The organism is Janthinobacterium sp. HH102 (assembly GCF_001758625.2).
In the GTDB taxonomy this organism is placed as follows: Bacteria; Pseudomonadota; Gammaproteobacteria; order Burkholderiales; family Burkholderiaceae_D; genus Janthinobacterium.
On sequence record NZ_CP062062.1, the window covers coordinates 4,115,437 to 4,133,081 of the forward strand.

At 64.5% G+C, this 17,645-nt stretch carries 16 protein-coding genes; 8 read left to right on the plus strand and 8 right to left on the minus strand.

Translation table 11 applies throughout. The features are described from left to right. Nucleotides 1-57: 57 nt before the first annotated feature. From JAB4_RS18665 to JAB4_RS18700, 8 genes are all read right to left on the minus strand, one after another. Entirely contained in the window at nucleotides 58-492 is a 435-nt protein-coding gene (locus JAB4_RS18665) for an agglutinin biogenesis protein MshP (RefSeq protein ID WP_227741989.1), read from the minus strand. 5 nt (nucleotides 493-497) lie between these two features. Continuing rightward, nucleotides 498-1,418, minus strand: a complete 921-nt coding sequence (locus tag JAB4_RS18670; RefSeq protein ID WP_070220262.1) for a prepilin-type N-terminal cleavage/methylation domain-containing protein — start codon at nucleotides 1,416-1,418, stop codon at nucleotides 498-500. Beyond that, on the minus strand, nucleotides 1,415-1,981 hold the full coding sequence (locus tag JAB4_RS18675) for a type II secretion system protein (protein WP_070220264.1): 567 nt from the start codon (nucleotides 1,979-1,981) through the stop codon (nucleotides 1,415-1,417). Before JAB4_RS18675 ends, JAB4_RS18670 begins: the two co-directional genes overlap by 4 nt. Next, complete coding sequence (locus JAB4_RS18680) at nucleotides 1,968-2,504, minus strand: prepilin-type N-terminal cleavage/methylation domain-containing protein (RefSeq protein ID WP_070220266.1); 537 nt, start codon at nucleotides 2,502-2,504, stop codon at nucleotides 1,968-1,970. Before JAB4_RS18680 ends, JAB4_RS18675 begins: the two co-directional genes overlap by 14 nt. A gap of 138 nt (nucleotides 2,505-2,642) precedes the next feature. After that, nucleotides 2,643-3,146, minus strand: a complete 504-nt coding sequence (locus JAB4_RS31035) for a prepilin-type N-terminal cleavage/methylation domain-containing protein (RefSeq protein WP_070220268.1) — start codon at nucleotides 3,144-3,146, stop codon at nucleotides 2,643-2,645. A gap of 85 nt (nucleotides 3,147-3,231) precedes the next feature. Further along, nucleotides 3,232-3,717 carry a type II secretion system protein gene (locus tag JAB4_RS18690; RefSeq protein WP_070220270.1) on the minus strand — a complete coding sequence of 162 codons (486 nt, stop codon included), beginning with the start codon at nucleotides 3,715-3,717 and terminating at the stop codon, nucleotides 3,232-3,234. Then, nucleotides 3,717-4,952 carry a type II secretion system F family protein gene (locus JAB4_RS18695; protein WP_070220272.1) on the minus strand — a complete coding sequence of 412 codons (1,236 nt, stop codon included), beginning with the start codon at nucleotides 4,950-4,952 and terminating at the stop codon, nucleotides 3,717-3,719. Before JAB4_RS18695 ends, JAB4_RS18690 begins: the two co-directional genes overlap by 1 nt. 1 nt (nucleotide 4,953) lies before the next feature. Further along, on the minus strand, nucleotides 4,954-6,657 hold the full coding sequence (locus tag JAB4_RS18700) for a GspE/PulE family protein (RefSeq protein ID WP_070220274.1): 1,704 nt from the start codon (nucleotides 6,655-6,657) through the stop codon (nucleotides 4,954-4,956). A gap of 213 nt (nucleotides 6,658-6,870) precedes the next feature. Between JAB4_RS18700 and JAB4_RS18705 the strand changes: the two genes are divergently transcribed. From JAB4_RS18705 to JAB4_RS18740, 8 genes are all read left to right on the plus strand, one after another. Beyond that, the gene (locus JAB4_RS18705; protein WP_070220276.1) at nucleotides 6,871-7,599 is read left to right on the plus strand and encodes an ABC transporter ATP-binding protein; all 729 of its coding nucleotides are present in this window, start codon (nucleotides 6,871-6,873) and stop codon (nucleotides 7,597-7,599) included. Beyond that, nucleotides 7,596-8,981: an AAA family ATPase gene (locus tag JAB4_RS18710; protein ID WP_227741990.1), complete on the plus strand. Its 1,386-nt coding sequence runs from the start codon at nucleotides 7,596-7,598 to the stop codon at nucleotides 8,979-8,981. The genes JAB4_RS18705 and JAB4_RS18710 overlap by 4 nt, the downstream gene beginning before the upstream one ends. 107 nt (nucleotides 8,982-9,088) lie before the next feature. Further along, nucleotides 9,089-11,041: a pilus (MSHA type) biogenesis protein MshL gene (locus JAB4_RS18715; RefSeq protein ID WP_070220286.1), complete on the plus strand. Its 1,953-nt coding sequence runs from the start codon at nucleotides 9,089-9,091 to the stop codon at nucleotides 11,039-11,041. Continuing rightward, nucleotides 11,038-12,456 (plus strand): tetratricopeptide repeat protein, encoded by a 1,419-nt coding sequence (locus tag JAB4_RS18720; RefSeq protein WP_070308490.1) that lies wholly within the window; start codon nucleotides 11,038-11,040, stop codon nucleotides 12,454-12,456. Before JAB4_RS18715 ends, JAB4_RS18720 begins: the two co-directional genes overlap by 4 nt. 7 nt (nucleotides 12,457-12,463) lie before the next feature. Beyond that, nucleotides 12,464-14,167 carry an ATPase, T2SS/T4P/T4SS family gene (locus tag JAB4_RS18725; RefSeq protein ID WP_070224563.1) on the plus strand — a complete coding sequence of 568 codons (1,704 nt, stop codon included), beginning with the start codon at nucleotides 12,464-12,466 and terminating at the stop codon, nucleotides 14,165-14,167. Further along, complete coding sequence (locus tag JAB4_RS18730) at nucleotides 14,167-15,372, plus strand: type II secretion system F family protein (protein WP_070224564.1); 1,206 nt, start codon at nucleotides 14,167-14,169, stop codon at nucleotides 15,370-15,372. Before JAB4_RS18725 ends, JAB4_RS18730 begins: the two co-directional genes overlap by 1 nt. Nucleotides 15,373-15,393: 21 nt before the next feature. Continuing rightward, nucleotides 15,394-16,962: a hypothetical protein gene (locus tag JAB4_RS18735; RefSeq protein WP_070224565.1), complete on the plus strand. Its 1,569-nt coding sequence runs from the start codon at nucleotides 15,394-15,396 to the stop codon at nucleotides 16,960-16,962. Further along, the gene (locus tag JAB4_RS18740) at nucleotides 16,959-17,642 is read left to right on the plus strand and encodes a hypothetical protein (RefSeq protein ID WP_227741991.1); all 684 of its coding nucleotides are present in this window, start codon (nucleotides 16,959-16,961) and stop codon (nucleotides 17,640-17,642) included. The genes JAB4_RS18735 and JAB4_RS18740 overlap by 4 nt, the downstream gene beginning before the upstream one ends. The last annotated feature ends 3 nt before the right edge of the window (nucleotides 17,643-17,645 follow it).

Consider the following 17,645-nt stretch of genomic DNA (forward strand, 5'->3'; position numbering starts at 1 on the left):
ACCAATTTTGTTGTGTAAAAACAATAAATTAGCGATCTTTTTTTCAAGCAGTTGACCTTACTGCGACAGCACGGCCTGCAGGCGACGCTGGACGTAATCGGGGTTGTTGCCTGCGTGCGGACATAACGGCTCGGCCGCGGCCGGCTGGTTGCAGGACGTGGCCGTGATGGTCCAGCTGCTCAGTGTGCCCGGACCCGTGGCCTTGACGCACTGTACGCTGACAGAAAAGGAGGACAGCGATGTGCCTGCCGGCAAGGCAAACGACACGGAAGGAGCGCAGTTTCCATCGATCAGCTGGCTGTACACGCCCCACTCGATGCCGGCGCGCGCGGCCTGCTCGGCGCGCACGCCCTGCACGTCCATCGCCGATTCAACTTGCTGCAGGGTAAACACGTTCACCATCACGGCGCCCAGCCCCGCCAGCACCACCAGCAGGAAAATGGCCGTCACCAGGCTGAAGCCGCGCATGCGGCGGGAGGGAAATATTCTCATGGCGCTCATGGTGTGTTACTGACCTGTACCTGCTGCACCAGGCGCAGCGTGCCGGTATTGCTGTTTTCCGCGCCGAGGCTCAGGACGATGCTGAGCAGGCCGCGCGGCCCGTTCTTCAACACCTCATAGGTAAAACAGCCTTCGGGGGGAGCCTCTGTTTGACCAGATCGCGTCACCGTGTTTTTCAAGATTTTTTGCGCCAGCAGTGCGCGCACGGGGGCCGTTGACAAAGGCGCCGCCGCCGCATCGAGCGGCTGCGTCGCCTGGATGACATAGCCGGAATAACGCATCAGGGTACCGGCCTGCGGATCGCAAACATAGCTGACAGGCGTCGTCACCACCTGAAAACGGTGCGATGGCGAGGGGAACTTCAGCGGCGCCTGCGCGAGGAAGGGATTGCTCTTCAGGGTCACCAGCGTGCCGCTGACGGCATCGACCTGCGCCAGATTGCAGATGCCGGCGTTGACCGCACAGCCGTAGGCATCCGGCAGGTTGTCGCCCATATTGTAGACGGCGATAAAGTCGCCGGGCGCGATCTCCGGCGCGCTCCCGACGACGGTAAATTGATTGGCGTTCGCGCCGGCGGCGACGGGATTGAAGGCCAGCACGGCTCCGAGACCCGGTGCATCGTCCTCGGACAGGTAGCGGCCGCCCGATTTCGTCAACAGCAACTCCAGGTATTTCCCGTCCGCGCTGACGCGCACGCTGTTCGGCAGGGCAAGGCGCACGTCGCGCGCGATGCGCCGCGTGGCGGTATCGGCCAGGTCGGCCAGGTCGGCGCGGGCATTGGCATCGATATAACCTTGCACGGGCAGGCGGATGAACATGGCCACCATGCCGCCGATGATGCCCGTGATGACGATCACAATGATCATCTCCACCAGGGTAAAGCCGCGCGCGCGGCGCCGGAAAGAAGAGGTATTCATGGGATGCTGTTCGGCGCGTAGCGCGTGCGATAGCCGTCGAGTACGACCTGCTGCTTGTCGCCATAGGCGACGCTGACCTGGATATGCAGCACCTTGGGCGCCGCGATGCCGTTCAGCGCAACGGTATTGATGCTCACCGTCGCCGCATACTGGCCGGCAAGCGCTGAGAACGGGTTGCCGGCCACATCCGTGGTGTATGTCGAGGTTCCGCCGTCGCTGGCCACGTAATCATTGACGTTGTCGTAAGGCCGCTGCGTGGTGGCGCCCTGTATGCCAAACGCTTCCTTCGTGGCGCAACCGGCCTCGCCGGTCGCCGTCTCGGCTGCCGGGTCGTCCACTGCGCAATAAGTGAAGCGCGCGCCCTCGATTTCGTCGAGCATGCCTTGCGCAATGGCCAGCGCCTGCTTGCGCAGCTGCGGGTCGACGCTATTGCGCGTCGTCAAGCTCATCACGCCAAGGATGGCCGTCACCGCCACGCCCACGATGACGATGAAGAGCACCAGTTCGATCAGGGTCACGCCGGCCTGGCCGCGCCTGGTGGCACGGCGCCTAGCGGTACACATAGCCGGTCTCCGGTGCGACGTTGACCTGGTATTGCTGCCCGCCCGCAACCACGGTCAGCACCAGGATAGTGGAAAAATCGCCGTACGCCGCGTAATACGGGCGCCCCAGCGGGTCAAAGTAAAACCCCGCGCCGCCCGTCAGCGTAACGGCCGCAGGCCATCCTTCGCACAGCCAGTTGCTCCTGTCGCTGCAAGCGAGCAGTGTTTCCTTGCTGCCGCTGTTCGTCCCGGCGGGCGGCACCACCTTCTGCTCATCGCTGCAAGCGGCATCGAAGCACAGCGCCACGCTTTTGCCGTCGATGCGCACAAACACGGGACGGTTTTGCGCCACCGCAAGCTTTTGTCCATAGCGCACGATACTCGCCACCTGATCGCTGGTACTGCGGGCATCAAAGGCATCGCGCTGGAAAAACCGCGAAACGGCAAACGTGGCCAGCAGGCCGGCGATCACCAGCACCGCGACCAGTTCGATCAGCGTGAAGCCGCGCGCGCGGCGCCGCAGCCTGGGCCGCGAGAGCGTCATACGTTGCGGCAAGGTGGTCGATGGCAGGGACAATGGCAATACCCGTAAAAAAGCCCAACCGGCATGGCCTGGCGTTGGGCGGGCGGAAAACATGGCGTGGCCACGCCGGCTTGCCGGCATGGCAGCTGCACGCCCGGATTAGCTGCAGTTGGTCGAGGTCAGGGCCGTCGTGTCAACCACCGCCGGCAGGACTGGCGTGGTGCCTGACGCAGCCACGGCAGTCGTATAGGTCACCTTGCAACTTGTATGCTTGTTATCAGGCAACACCGTCAGCACGGTTCCCGTCGCCGCAACGGTGGCGATATCGTAGTCAACCAGACCGCCTGCCGCCGAGGCGATGCCAGGCGATGCGATGCCGGGGTAGCCGCTGATGCCCTTGATGTCCGTGCCTTCCATGTTGACGGCAACGGCGTCGGCAGGCGAACCCTTGACCAGCCATTGTGCGTGGAACAGGGCCGAACCGGATTTCAAGGCGCCCGCTGCCGCCTGCATCTTGGCGATGCGCGCATCGGTCGACATGTCGACGAATTTAGGAATGGCCGTCGCTGCCAGGATACCCAGGATCACGATGACGACGACCAGTTCAATCAGGGTAAAACCCGCCTGGGCGCCGCTTTTCATACTACGTAAGGATTTCTTCATACCAGCTTCTCCAAAATCAAATAAAAACATCAAAACCAACGCCATGAAACGTGCGCTGCACGGCACGCCGTTGCAGCGCGTCAGGCTATTTCCACAACACAATATCGGGTTCCTGGACGAGCTTGTCAATATCGGCGTCTGCACCTGGCAAGATTACCTTAAATTTCACTACATCAAGCTCTGAACCGGGAAAAATATTGCCATTACTAAACAAATAGATGATTTTTTGTTCTTTTCTGTCGTACAACCAATTACCGCCGGGTAATTCATCGAGCACGGGGGCATCGAATTCGCCCAGGTAGTTGGCTGGCTTGTCGGCCAGCCAGTCGAACGGGTTTTGCCGCGCCAGCGCCGGTATGCGCGCACGCCCGTCCGCCAGGTACAGCTGCAGCACCTGCACCCGCAAGCCGGTGCGCAAGGCCCCCAGCGTCTGCGCCATAGCCAGCTGCTGCGCCTGCTGCTGGTAGTAGCCGGCCCGGTTCAGGAACACGCCCACCAGGATGGCGAACACGCTTGCCACGACGGCCAGTTCGAACAGCGTGAAACCGCGCTGGCGGGCAGGCAGCGCCATCAGTGCAGGGCCGCGCGGCCCAGGTCCCAGATCGGCAGGAAGATGCCCAGCGCCAGCACCAGCACCATGGCGCCGAGGAAGACGATCAGGATCGGCTCGATCTGCGCCGACAGGGTTTTCAGCTCGTAATCGACTTCGCGCTCGTACATGTCCGCGATCTCGTCCATCAGGTCGTCGAGCGAACCGGACTCCTCGCCCACGGCGATCATCTGCAGCACCACGGGCTTAAACACGCCGGCCGCCACCGAGGTGCGCAGGATGCTTTCGCCCCGCTCCACGCCGTCGCGCATCTGCTCCACGCGCGCACTCAGGTAGGTGTTGTCCACCGTTTGCGCCACCACCGTCAGCGCCTGCACGATGGGCACGCCGCTGGTGCTCGACAGGGCGAAGCTGCGGGCGAAGCGGGCCATCGTGCCCTTCAGGATGATCTTGCCGGCAATCGGCAGGCGCAGCTTGGCGCGGTCCCATTTATACAGGCCCTCTTTCGTGCGCAGCCAGGCGCGCCAGCCGAAAAAGCCGCCCACGCCCAGCATCAGCAGGATGGGCCAGTAGGTCACCGTGAAGCGCGAGATGCCGATCAGGAAGCGCGTCATCAGGGGCAGTTCCGCGTGGAAGCTGGCGAACACTTTTTCGAACTGGGGAATGACGAAGATATTCACCACGATCATCGCGGCGACCATGGCGAAGACGACGAAGCTCGGGTAGCGCGTGGCCGACTTGACGCGCGCGCGCATGTCGCGGTCGAATTCCAGGTGGTCGAACAGGCGCAGGAAGACCTCATCGAGGCGCCCCGTCATTTCGCCCACGCGCACCATCGACAGATAAAACGGCGTGAAGATGGCGGGATGGCGCGCCATGGCGGCCGACAACTCGCGCCCCGCATCGAGCGATTCGCGCACGTCCTTGATGATGCGCCCGAACGCGGGGCTGATGGCGGATTCCTGCAGGCCGGCCAGTCCCCGCATGATGGGCACGCCCGCCTTGAGCAGGGTGTACAGCTGGCGGCTGAACAGCTGCACGTCCATGGGCGTGACTTTTTTCTCGGTCAGCTTGTCCCACCAGCCCAATTTGCTGGCGCCGGCGCCCGCCACCGTCTGTTTGGTGGCGCTGATGTCGACGGGCGTACTGCCGCCCGCCATCAACTGATCGGCCACGGCGCCGCTGTCGGCGCCCTCCATCACGCCCGTCAGCAGTTCGCCGTTGGCATTGCGCGCTTTGTAAGCAAAAAACGCCACGTCAATCCTCGCTCTGGTTGCTGATGCGCATCGATTCCATCACCGTCGTGCGGCCTTGCACCACCAGCTGCACGGCGTGGCGGCGCAAGGTGTCGCCCGCCATCTGCGCCGTCGCCACCTTCATGAAGTGCGATGGATCGGCATGGTTGGCGGCATCGGCCACGGCGCGCGTAATTTCCAGCAATTCGTACACGCCCGTGCGGCCCCGGTAACCCATGCCATTGCAATGCGAACAGCCTTTGCCGTGGAAATACTGGTTGCGCTCGACCAGCTCGCCCAATTCCAGGCGCAGCCATTCGTATTCGTTCGGCGTGGGCTGGTACGGCGTGCTGCAGCTTTCGCAGATCACGCGCACCAGACGCTGCGCCAGCACGGCTTGCAGCGAGCTGCCCACCATGTAGCGGGGCACGCCCATGTCCATCAGGCGCAGCGGCGTGCTGATGGCGTCGTTCGTATGCAGGGTCGACAGCACCAAATGGCCCGTCATGGCGGCGCGCAAGCCGATTTGCGCCGTTTCCTGGTCGCGCATCTCGCCGACGAGCACGATGTCGGGATCTTGCCGCAAGGCCGAACGCAGCACTCTGGCAAAGTTCAGTTCGATCTTGTCGTTCACTTGCACCTGGTTAATGCCGGGCAAACGATACTCGACGGGGTCTTCCACCGTGATGAGCTTTTTTTCCACGGAATTGAGTTCGGACAAGGCGCAGTACAGGGTCGTCGTCTTGCCGCTGCCGGTCGGCCCCGTCACCAGCACGAGGCCGTTCGGGCGGCTGACGATGGCGCGGAACTGCTGCACCAGCTTGGGCGGCATGCCGATCGCGTCCAGGCGCAAGGTCGTGCCGCCCTGGTTCAGCAGACGCATCACCACCGATTCGCCGTACTGCGTCGGCATGGTGGAAATACGCACATCGATGCGCTGGTTTTTCACGCGGATGGCGAAACGGCCGTCCTGCGGCAAGCGCTTCTCGGAAATATCGAGGTCCGACATCAGTTTCAGGCGCAGCGCCAGCGAACTGGCGATCTTGCTGTCCGCTTCGGTCTGCAGGTGCAGCACGCCGTCAATGCGGAAGCGGATCTGCAGCCGGCCTTCCTGCGGCTCGATGTGGATGTCGGAGGCGCGCACCTGCGTGGCATCCTCGAACACCGATTGCAGCAGCTTGACGATGGGCGCCTCTTCCAGGCCCGGGTTGGCGGCCAGCGCGCCGAAGTCGACGGACACGTCGCCCAGGTCCTGCTCCAGCTCGCGCGTCAGGGTCGAGATGTCTTCCGTGCGGCGGTAGATGCGGTCGATGGCGGCCAGCACTTCCGTTTCATTGACCACGGCCAGTTCGATCTGGCGCTTGACCAGGCGCGAAATTTCATCGTACGCGAACAGGTCGGTGGGATCGGACATGCCGACCAGCAAGCCCTCGCGGCGGTCTTCCAGCACCAGCGCGCGGAAGCGGCGCGCCTGGGTTTCCGGCAGCAGCCGCACCAGTTCGGGATTGATGTTGAAAAACTTCAGATTGATGTAGGGAATGTCGAGCTGGCGCGCCAGCGCGCCCGAAATCTGCTCTTCCGTGACGAAGCCGTGCTCGACAAAAACGCGGCCCAGCTTGCGTCCCGAACGCTTCTGTTCCGTCAAGGCCTGGCCCAACTGTTCTTCCGTCAGCAACTTCTGCTGCACCAAAATTTCACCGAGCCGGACTTTCTCTGGCCTTGCCATTGCTTACTCCTCGACAAACAAATTTCACAGAAGATACACGCCTGCGGCGCGCACAGGCATTTTATTCCAGAACCTGTTGTTTCTTAAAGAAAATACATTCCATCATTTGATTTTTGCGCATTTCAACACGATGCAAGGAAACACTTGCCGCCCGCCTGCGCCCATGGCAATAATGGCGGTCGTTCACCGTCTTCCCTGCCGACCATTGCCCCTATGAACGCCTGCGCCATCGAGTTCCACAACGTACATCTGCAGCTGGCGGGCAGCGCCGTGCTGCGCGGCGTCGACCTGCAGGTGCGCGCGGGTGAACTGTTCGGCCTGGTCGGCGTGAATGGCGCGGGCAAGACGAGCCTGCTCAAATGCCTGCTCGACTTTTGCACGCCGGAGCGGGGCGAGATCGCCATTTTCGGCCGGCCGCACCGGCATGGCGCGGCGCGCCAGCCCCTGTCGTTTCTGCCGGAACGTTTCCAGGCGCCTTATTACCTGACGGGCGGCGACTTCCTGCGCTACCTGTCGCGCCTGCACGATGTGCGGCCCGATGCGCACGCCGTGCAGCAAGCCCTGGACGCGCTGGACCTGGCGCCGGATGCCTTGCTGCGCCCCGCGCGCGCCTATTCGAAAGGCATGATGCAGAAACTGGGGCTGACCGCCTGCCTGCTGTCGGGCAAGCCGCAACTGGTGCTCGATGAACCGATGAGCGGACTCGACCCGAAGGCGCGCGCGCAATTCAAGCAGGTGCTGCGGCAAGCGCATGCGCAGGGCCGCGGCGCCCTGCTCACCTCGCATGCGCTGGCCGATGTGGAAGAATTGTGCGACCGCATGGCCATCCTGCATGCGGGCCGCATCGTATTTACGGGCACGCCCGCCGAATGCCGCGCCCGCCATGGCGGCACGGAAGACGCCAGCCTGGAGCAGGCTTTTCTCAATTGCATCGCGGCATGAACACCGACACGCAGGTTTCCAGCCACTACGCGCCCTCGCCGCACGGCATGTATCTGCGCCATTTCGGCTTGCGCACGGCGCCGTTCGGCATCACGCCGGACCCGGCCTTTTTTTATACGGGCAATACGCGGGGCGAACTGCTCGATGCGCTGCTGTATGCCGTCACGCAAGGCGAAGGCATCATCAAGCTGACGGGAGAAGTGGGCAGCGGCAAGACCATGCTGTGCCGCATGCTGGCCGAACGCCTGCCGCCCCAGGTCGACGTGCTGTACCTGCTCAATCCCTGCCTGGAGCCGGACGAAGTCCTGCACGCCATCGCTGCCGAACTGGGCCTGGAACTGGACGGATGCCGCGCCGATGCCGCGCTGCGCGCCCTGCACGGCGAGCTGATCGCCAGGCATGCGGCCGGGCGCCAGGTGGTGCTGCTGGCCGAAGAGGCGCAAGCCATGCCGGGCGCCACCCTGGAAGCGCTGCGCCTGCTGACGAACCTGGAAACGGCCAGCCACAAGCTGCTGCAAATCGTGCTGTTCGGCCAGCCGGAATTGCAGCACACCCTGGACTTGCCCCAGTTCCGCCAATTGAAGGAACGCATCACCCACAGTTTCACCGTGCCGCGCCTGCCGCAAGCCTTGCTGAACGATTATCTGGCGTGCCGCCTGGCCGCCGCCGGCCGCATGGCGCCGCTCGTTTTTACGCCTGCCGCCCTGCGCCGGCTGGCGCGCGCGGCGCAGGGCATCGTACGCAGGGTCAATATCCTGGCCGACAAGGCCTTGCTGGCCGCGTTTGCGGACGATGCGCAGGAAATCAGCGCGCGCCACGTGCGCCTGGCCATTGCCGACAGCCCCTTCCACCGCCCGCCCTGGCATGCGGGCAAGCTGCTGGCGGGCGTCTTGAGCGCGCTGATGCTGTTGCTGGCCGCGGCCCTGTTGTGGCAATGGCTGGTGCCGGGCCAAACAGCGGCTATCTCGGCCCCGGCTGCCGTCCCACGCGCACCGCTGCCGGCGCCGTCGACGCTGCTCGAGGGCAAGCTGGCCGAATCGCGCGACTGGCTGGCACGGCAAAGGCCGCAGCAACTGGTACTGCAAATCGCCAGCCTGCCCGCCACCGAAACGGCCGCGGCGGAAACTTTCCTGCAGCAGGCGCAGCAAGCGATCGGCCTGCGCGATCTTCACGTGTTTCGCCTGCCTGGCGCAGCGCCCGCAAACGCCATCGCGCGCCTGGACATCGTCTACGGCAGCTTCGCCGACCGGGCCAGCGCCGAAGCCGTTTGGGCGAGGCTGGCCCCCTCGTCGCCACAGAAAATATTGCTGAACGACATAGGTAGTATCCGTACGGAAATGAAAGCCGCGACACCGGCACCAGCGGCGCGTGGTAGCCCCTGACTTTATTTCGGTATATTGCCTCCGGAGCCCGCACAGCCGATTGATTTTAGGCGATCATGCTGGGTAAAATTGCAAAGGCACAACACGACTCCAAGGGCGAACTTTTCATGAATCAACACCCTATTCCTGTGCTGGCCTCCTGGGTCGCCCTCGCCTGCGGCACCGTGCTGTCCGGCTGCGCCACGCATCAAATGCCGCTGTCGCCTGCCCACCTCAATACCGCGCCCGTCGCCGGCGGCGCCATTCCCGAACCGGTGCAGCAAAGCAGCGCGCTGGCCGCGCCCTTGCCCGCGCCCAAGGTGGAAACCTACAGCGTCACCGTGCACAAGGTGCCCGTGCAATCGCTGCTGTTTGCGCTGGCGCGCGACGCGGGCATGAATATCGACATCCACCCGCAGATCGAAGGCAGCGTCACCCTGAATGCGCTGAACCAGACCCTGCCGCAATTGCTGGCACGTATCGGCAAGCAAGTCGATATGCGCTACGAAATCGATGGCAAGAACCTGACGGTGCTGCCCGACGCACCCGTATGGCGCAATTACAAGATCGATTACGTCAACATCGCGCGCAGCACCAACAGCAGCGTGAATATCGCTACGCAAATTTCCACGGCGGGCGGCGGGTCGAACAATGCCAGCAATCCCGTTGGCAGCACGCAAGGCAGCGGCGGCAACGGCAATAACAATTCGACCACCCTGGTCGTGAATCGTTCGGAAAATAACTTCTGGTACAGCCTGGAAAAAAATATCCGCGACCTGCTGCGCGACACCACGCTCAACGACGTGCAGGTCGACCCGCTGGCGCAGCTGAACCAGCAATTGACGGCCGCACAGGGCAATACGCCAGGCCAGCAGGGACAAGCGGGTCAGCCAGGCCAGCCGGGCCAGCAGCAGAATCAGGGCGGCAACCAATACGGCAGCCAGGCGCCGATGCAGACTGGCGGCCAGTATGCGCCAGGCCAGCAGGCACCCAACCAGAATGCGAATCCTGGCCAGCAGCTCGACGCGAACGGGCTGCCGCTATTAAAACTGGCCAACAAGGGAAGCCCCTCGTCCGTCGTCGTCAACGTGGAAGGCGGCTTGATCGCCGTGCGCGCCACGGGTCGCCAGCACGAAAAGATCGCCGAATTCCTCGATGCCGTGTTGCACAGCGCCAAGCGGCAAGTGTTGATCGAGGCGACCATCATCGAGGTGCGCCTGAGCAATGAATATCAGCAAGGCATCAACTGGTCGCGCCTGACGGGCAGCCTGAGCCTGAACCAGGGCCGTGTCGGCACCCTGCCCCTGCCCAGCGGCGTGCTGCCGGGTACGTCGCCCGGCATCTTCGTGCTCAACTACATGAAGGATAGTTTCAGGACCACCATCCAGCTGCTCGAATCGTTCGGCAAGGTGAAAGTGCTGTCCAGCCCGAAGATCAGCGTGCTCAACAATCAAACGGCCATGCTGAAGGTGGTCGACAACAATGTCTTCTTTACCATCAAGGTGACGCCCGCCGTGATCAGTTCGACGGGCACCATCACCACACCCGCCACCTATGAGTCGAAACTGGAAACGGTGCCCGTCGGCTTCGTCATGAGCGTCACGCCGCAGATTTCCGACAGCGACGAAGTCACGCTCAATGTGCGCCCCACCATTACGCGCATCGTGGGCTATGTGCAAGACCCGAATCCGGCCCTGGCCACGGCCAGCGTGATCAGCCGCGTGCCCGTGATCCAGGCGCGCGAGCTGGAATCGATCATGAAAGTGGGCAATGGCCAGATCGCCGTGATGGGCGGCCTGATGCAGGATTCCATCGACAATGCCAAGGATGGCGTGCCCGGCCTGTCCAGCCTGCCCGTCGTGGGCAATTTGTTCACCTATCGTAATGAGGCAAGCAGCAAGACGGAGCTGGTGATCTTCATGCGCCCCGTCGTGGTCAAGGATGCCAGCATCGAAGGCGATTACCGCGACTACCGTTACCTGCTGCCCGGCCAGGCGCCGCTCAACAGCCAGCCGTACACGGATGGCCCGCCGGCGCCAGCCGTCCAGCCGCAGGCACGCCTGCAGGGAGACGTCCCATGAGCTTGTTGATGCAGGCGCTCAAGAAAGCCGAGCGCGCCAAGCAGAACAGCCTTTCCGACGAAGAACTGGAAAAGCCGTCCGAAGCCTACGACCAGGTGCTGGAACTGGCGCCGGCCGACGCCCTGCCGCCCCGCCCAGCGCCTGCCGCGCCACCGCCCGCGCAGCCGGCAAGCAGCTTGCGCCTGGAACCGCTGCAGGACGCTCCCGCGCCGCAGCCCGAGTCCAGCGGCGCGCAGCCCGGTTCACAGCAAGGCACGCAACCTGGCCCGCCCCCCGAGCCGCCGCGCGCCCGTCCGGAACCGCCGCCCGCCAAGCCACGCGCCAGCCGCAGCAATCCGCCGCCGAAAGGCCCCACCGGCCCCATCAGCGTCGACCCGGCCACCGTGCGCCTGGCCGTGCTGCTGGCGATCCTGCTGCTGGTGGCGGGATCGATGGCGTACTGGTACTGGCGCGCCAGCAGCAGCCCCGGCGCGGGCGCCAACCTGCCCGGCGTACCCATGCCGCTGACGGACGCCCCGGGCACGGCCGGCGTTGCCGGCCCCATCGTGGTGCTGCCCGGGGCCGGCGGCGTTCTGCCGGACGCCCCGGCGCCCGCTCCGCTGCCGCAGGACGCGCCGCGCGAACAGCGCCCGCCAGCCGGCGCGGCGGAACAGCAGGCGATGATCCAGGCCGCCGCGCAAGCGGCCGTGGCCGCCCAGCTGGCGCAACTGCCGCCGCCTGCGCAGCCCAGCCTGCCACCGGTAGCCGCGCCCGACAATAGCCAGATCCAGGTGCTGCGCAACGATACGGCGCCGCAAATCAACCCAGGCGTGCAGCAAGCCTACCAGGCCTTCAACGGGGGCCAGCTGGGCCTTGCTCGCCAGCAATATGAAAGCGTGCTGCGGCAGGATGCCAACAACCGCGACGCGCTGCTGGGCCTGGCGGCCGTGGCCCTGCGCGAGAACCAGGGCGCGCAGGCGGCGTCGCTGTACGTGCGCTTGCTCGAGATAAACCCGGACGATGGCGTCGCGCTGGCCGGCCTGATCGGCCTGCGCCAGGGCGACGTCGTGCAGAGCGAAGCCAGGCTGAAAGCCATCCTGGCCCGCACCCCCGACAGCGGCCCCGTGCTGTTTGCCCTGGGTAATCTGTACGCCAAGCAGCGCCGCTGGAACGAAGCGCAGCAGCAATTTTTCCGCGCCTACGGCGCCGCGCCCGGCAATCCCGACTATGCCTTCAACCTGGCCGTCGGCCTGGACCGGTTGAACCAGCCCAAGCTGGCCGCCACGTATTACCAGCGCGCCTTGACCCTGGCGCAAACCACGCCGGCCGCCTTCGACCAGGCCGTCGTGCAAACGCGTTTGCGCGAACTGGCGGCCCCCGCGCCGGCAGCACCGCCCCCGGCCGAGCCTGTCACCATCACACCCCGTCAGGAATAAGCACTACATGGCAGAACAGGCAAAACTTCCGCTGGGCAAATTGCTGATCCAGAAAGGGGTGATCAGCGAAGACCAGTTGCGCATCGCCCTCATCGAGCAGCGGCGCAGCAGCGAACCGCTGGGCAAGCTGCTGATCACCCTGGGCTTCGTCACGGAAGCCACCGTGCGCGAGGCCCTCAGCGAAAACCTGAAACAGGTCAGTGCGGACCTGTCGAGCCTGGTTGTCGACGCCATCGCCCTGAAGCTGATTCCGAAGGACGTGGCCAAGCGCTACCGTGTCTTTCCCATCGTCTATGAGCGGCAGGCGGACAATCTGATCCTGGCCATGGCCGACACCAGCAACATCGTCGCGCTCGACCAGATCAGCGCCATGCTGGTCAAGGGCATCACGATTTCCACCGTGCTCGTCAACGAATCGGACATTTCGCGCGCCATCGACCAGTACTATGGTTTTGAATTGTCGATCGACGGCATCCTGCACGAAATCGAAACGGGCGAAGTCAGCTATCAAAGCATGGCGTCGCCATCGGACGAGTACAGCCAGCCCATGGTGCGCCTGATCGACGCGCTGCTGGCCGACGCCGTGCAGAACGGCGCCTCGGACATCCATTTCGAGCCGGAACAGTCGTTCCTGCGCATCCGCTACCGCATCGACGGCATCCTGCGGCAAATCCGCAGCCTGCACAAATCGTACTGGCCGGCCATGGCCGTGCGCCTGAAGGTGATGTCGAACATGAATATCGCCGAAGCGCGCGCGCCGCAGGATGGACGCATCAGCATCAAGTTTTCTGGTCGGCAAATCGACTTCCGCGCGTCCGCGCAACCCACGACGCATGGCGAAAACGTCGTGCTGCGCGTGCTGGACCGGCAGAAGGGCATCGTCCCGCTGGACGGGCTGGGCCTGGCCGAAGCGGAACTGAACTTGCTCAAACTGATGATCGCCCGCCCCGACGGCGTGATCCTCGTGACGGGCCCGACGGGCAGCGGCAAGACCACCACCCTGTATTCGATACTCAACCATATCAATACGGAAAGCGTCAACATCATGACCCTGGAGGACCCGGTCGAGTATCCGATGAACATGATACGCCAGACCTCCGTCAACGAATCGGTCAAGCTGGGCTTTGCCGACGGCATCCGCTCGATGATGCGGCAAGACCCGGACATCATCCTCGTGGGCGAGATCCGCGACCGCGAAACGGCGGAAATGGCCTTTGCCGCCGCCATGACGGGCCACCAGGTGTATTCCACTTTGCATACGAGCTCGGCCATCGGTTCCGTGGCGCGCCTGCTCGACATCGGCATCCTGCCCGACATCATGGCCGGCAACATCATCGGCATCGTGGCGCAGCGCCTGGTGCGCCGCTTGTGTCCGCATTGCAAGGAAACCGTGATCGCCGACGACGTCGAGCGCCGCCTGCTGGGTCTGGCAACAAGCGATGCGCCCGCCTCCATCTGCCGCGCCGTCGGCTGCGAGCGCTGCGCGCACCAGGGCTACAAGGGCCGCCTGGCGATCATGGAAATCCTCAAGATGACGGCTGAACTCGATGAATTGACGGCGCGCCGCGCCAGTTCGCGCGAATTGAAGAACGCGGCGCGCGCGGCCGGCTTCAAGGGCATCGTCGACGACGGCGTGCGCCGCGTGCTCGAAGGCGTGACCACGCTGGAAGAAGTAGGCCGCGTGGTCGACTTGACGGAAAGGCTGGCCTGATGGCGCAATATGTCTACCGCGCCATGGATGCCGCCGGCGCATTGATTCCCGGCAGCATGGAGGCGGCCAACGTGCCGGACCTGGAAGCGCGCCTGCACCGCATGCAGCTGGACTTGATCGACTGCAAGATCACGGGCCAGTATCTGGTGCTGCTGGGCAAGCGGGTCATCCACCGCCGCGACCTGATCAACTTCTGCTTCCACATGGAACAATTGACGGGCGCGGGCGTGCCCATACTGGAAGGCTTGAACGACTTGCGCGAAAGCACGGACCACCCGCGCCTGCGCGAAGTCGTCACGGATCTGATCGAAAGCATCGAAGGCGGCTTGCCGCTGTCGGGCGCGCTGGCCCAGCATGGCGACATCTTCGACGCCACGTTTACCAGCCTGATCCTGGCGGGCGAACAGAGCGGCAAGATCGCCGAAGTGTTCAAGAACCTGTCGGAAAGCCTGAAGTGGCAGGACGAGCTGGCCTCGCAGACGCGCAAGATCGTCATGTACCCGGTCATCGTCGCGCTGGTGGTGGCGGGCGTGACGTTTTTCCTGATGATCTATCTGGTACCCCAGCTGACGGCCTTCATCCGCAACATGGGCGGCGAGCTGCCGCTGCACACGCGCGTGCTGATCTTTGTATCGAATGTGTTCATCGATTACTGGTATGTGCTGCTGGCCTTGCCCGTGCTGCTGTTTTTCGGCCTGCGCGCGCTGATCCGCCGCAGCGAGGCGGCCCGCTACGCGTGGGATGGCTTGAAGCTGCGGCTGTGGCTGGTCGGCCCCGTGCTGCACAAGATCATCCTGGCCCGCTTCGCCACGTTTTTTGCCCTGATGTATGCTTCCGGCATCACGATACTCGAATGCATCCGCCTGTCCGAAGGCATCGCCGGCAACCAGGTGGTGGCGGCCGGCCTGCGCCGCGCCGCCCAGCTGATCAGCGAAGGCCATGGCGTGACCGCCGCCTTCCAGCACACGGGCATCTTCCCGCCACTGGTGATCCGCATGCTCAAGGTGGGCGAGGCCACGGGCTCGCTGGACACGGCCTTGCGCAATGTCAGTTACTTTTACAACCGCGAAGTGAAGGAATTGATTGAAAAAGTGCAAGCCATGATCGAGCCGGCCATGACGGTCATCCTGGGCCTGCTGCTGGGCTGGATCATGCTGTCAGTGCTGGGGCCGATCTACGACACCATCAGCACGATGAAAACTTGAGACCCGAGACCTGAGACCGCCGTGTTCCGCAAACAATTACTCTACATCACCAGCGATGCCCTGTGCGCCTACGACTGGGACCACGGCGTGCTGGGCCAGGGCCAGGCCTTCCCCGCCAGCGCGGCCGGGCTGGACGGTTTCGCCGCGTGGCTGGAAGATCCGCAGGGGCAACGGTCGGGCGTGCCCGCCTACCTGCTGACGGACTTGATCGAGGAAGATTTCCAGCGCCAGCTGCTGCCCCACGTGCGCGGCAAGGCGGGCCGTGCCCTGCTGGAGCGGCGCAAGCAGCAATTACACCGCGACACGCCCTACCGGGGCAGCACCCTGCTGGGCCGCGAAAGCACGGGCCGCCACGACGACCAGGTGCTGTTCTTTGCGCTGACCAACCCATCCTTGCTGCAGCCATGGACGGAGGCGCTCGAGCACTTGCGCGTGCCCGTGGCCGGCATTTATTCGACCAGCCTGCTCAGTATCGCGCTGGTCAAAAAGCTGTCGATCGCGCATGAACACTTGCTGCTGGTGACGCAGCAGTCAGGCGGCTTGCGGCAAAGCTACTATGAAAAGGGCCAGCTGCGCTTTTCGCGCCAGACGGCCACCATCGCGCTCGACGGCGTGGCCGTGAATATTGCGCTGGAAACGGAAAAAACGCGGCAATTTCTCACCAGCACGCGCATGCTGGCGCGCGGCGACGTCTTGAATACCGTCATCCTGGCGCCGGCCGCGCAAATCGCCAAGCTCGAACTGCTGTGCGACAACGGCGTCGAAGTGGCTTACCACTTCATCGACCTGCAGCTGGCGGGCGAACGGGTGGGCTTGCGCCGCACGCCGGCGCTGGCCGACGAATTGTTGCTGACTTTGCTGGGCAAGCATCCGCCGTCCAGCCACTATCCGCCCGGCGCGCTGGCCCGCTACTACCATTTCCAGCGCGCGCGCAAGGCGCTGTATGGCGCCAGCACGCTGATCGGCGCATCGGCGGCCCTGTGGTGCGCGATTAACTTGCTCGGCGGCATAGCCGACGGGGCCGCCATCGAACGCCTGGCGCAGGAAACGGCGTCCTATCAGGAGCGCTACCGCAGCGTCATGTCGACCCAGCCGCCGGCGCCGGCCAAGACGCAAAACATGAAAGTGGCCGTGACCCTGGGCCACATGATCGCCAGCCAGGCGCCGGAGCCGGGCCGGCTGCTGGGCATGCTGAGCGCCGCACTGGATCAGGCGCCGCAAGTCGCGCTGGGCCAGCTGCACTGGCATGCGGGCCAGGCGCCCGCGCGCGTGGCGAGCAATCAGACGCCGCCACAGCAGCAGCAAAGTACGGGCGCACCGGCCGGCAGCGCCCTGGCCGGCATTCCCGTCGCGCCGCCGCAGGCCTTGCGCCTGGAAGCGGACGTGGCCATGCCGAACAACGATTACCGCGCGGCCCTGGCGGCCATCACGGCCTTCGCGCAAACCCTGGCGCGCCAGCCGGGCATGCAGGTGACGATCGAGGAAACGCCGCTCGACCTGCGCCCCAGCGCGGCCCTGTCCGGCAAGAGCGCCGTGCCGGCGCCGGCCAGCCAGGCCCGCTTCACCCTCTTGCTCGCGTGGCAGCCATGAGCGGCCCCGTCAAACAGCCGCCCCTGCCCGGCATGCAACGGAGCGGCACGCCCGCGCGCGCGCTGCCGGCCTGGCTGGGCGAACTGCATCTGATACGCCGCGCCCTGCTGTGCTTTGCGCTGACCTTGCTGGCCAGCGTGGTGCTGCTGAGCCTGAGTGCCGCCTACCGGGCGCGTGAAGCGCAGCAGCTGGACCTGGCCCAGCGCACGCGTTCGGCGGCCGCCCTCCTGTTCAACCATGCGGAGGCGGAAAAGCAGGAAATCCGCGCCTACGAACCGCAATTCTTGGCCCTGCGCCAGCGCGGCCTGATCGGCGAGGAAAACCGCCTGGCCTGGATCGACGCCATCCGCCGCAGCCAGGAACAGCGCAAACTGCTGCCGATCAGCTATGACATCAGCCCGCAGCAAGGGCTGCAAGTACCGTTGCCCATGGTGATGGGACAATATCAGCTGCGCGGCAGCCGCATGCGCCTGCAGATGGATTTGCTGCACGAGATGGATTTGCTGAACCTGCTGGACGATTTGCGCCAGGCCGGCTATTTCGCCGTGCAGGATTGCACGCTCAAGCGCCACGCTGCGGCCGGCGCCGGTCCAGGCAGCGGAGCTGCGCCCACCGTGGGCGCCGAATGCGAGCTGCTGTGGCTGACCCTGGGCAGCGCGCCCGTGCCGGGGCGGCCATGAGCG

Bases quoted from the DNA above. Each gene is read 5' to 3' on its own strand.
- JAB4_RS18665 (WP_227741989.1), bottom strand. From the start codon at position 492: ATGAGAATATTTCCCTCCCGCCGCATGCGCGGCTTCAGCCTGGTGACG.
- JAB4_RS31035 (WP_070220268.1), bottom strand. From the start codon at position 3,146: ATGAAGAAATCCTTACGTAGTATGAAAAGCGGCGCCCAGGCGGGTTTT.
- JAB4_RS18680 (WP_070220266.1), bottom strand. From the start codon at position 2,504: ATGACGCTCTCGCGGCCCAGGCTGCGGCGCCGCGCGCGCGGCTTCACG.
- JAB4_RS18705 (WP_070220276.1), top strand. From the start codon at position 6,871: ATGAACGCCTGCGCCATCGAGTTCCACAACGTACATCTGCAGCTGGCG.
- JAB4_RS18675 (WP_070220264.1), bottom strand. From the start codon at position 1,981: ATGTGTACCGCTAGGCGCCGTGCCACCAGGCGCGGCCAGGCCGGCGTG.
- JAB4_RS18720 (WP_070308490.1), top strand. From the start codon at position 11,038: ATGAGCTTGTTGATGCAGGCGCTCAAGAAAGCCGAGCGCGCCAAGCAG.
- JAB4_RS18710 (WP_227741990.1), top strand. From the start codon at position 7,596: ATGAACACCGACACGCAGGTTTCCAGCCACTACGCGCCCTCGCCGCAC.
- JAB4_RS18730 (WP_070224564.1), top strand. From the start codon at position 14,167: ATGGCGCAATATGTCTACCGCGCCATGGATGCCGCCGGCGCATTGATT.
- JAB4_RS18690 (WP_070220270.1), bottom strand. From the start codon at position 3,717: ATGGCGCTGCCTGCCCGCCAGCGCGGTTTCACGCTGTTCGAACTGGCC.
- JAB4_RS18740 (WP_227741991.1), top strand. From the start codon at position 16,959: ATGAGCGGCCCCGTCAAACAGCCGCCCCTGCCCGGCATGCAACGGAGC.
- JAB4_RS18725 (WP_070224563.1), top strand. From the start codon at position 12,464: ATGGCAGAACAGGCAAAACTTCCGCTGGGCAAATTGCTGATCCAGAAA.
- JAB4_RS18715 (WP_070220286.1), top strand. From the start codon at position 9,089: ATGAATCAACACCCTATTCCTGTGCTGGCCTCCTGGGTCGCCCTCGCC.
- JAB4_RS18670 (WP_070220262.1), bottom strand. From the start codon at position 1,418: ATGAATACCTCTTCTTTCCGGCGCCGCGCGCGCGGCTTTACCCTGGTG.
- JAB4_RS18700 (WP_070220274.1), bottom strand. From the start codon at position 6,657: ATGGCAAGGCCAGAGAAAGTCCGGCTCGGTGAAATTTTGGTGCAGCAG.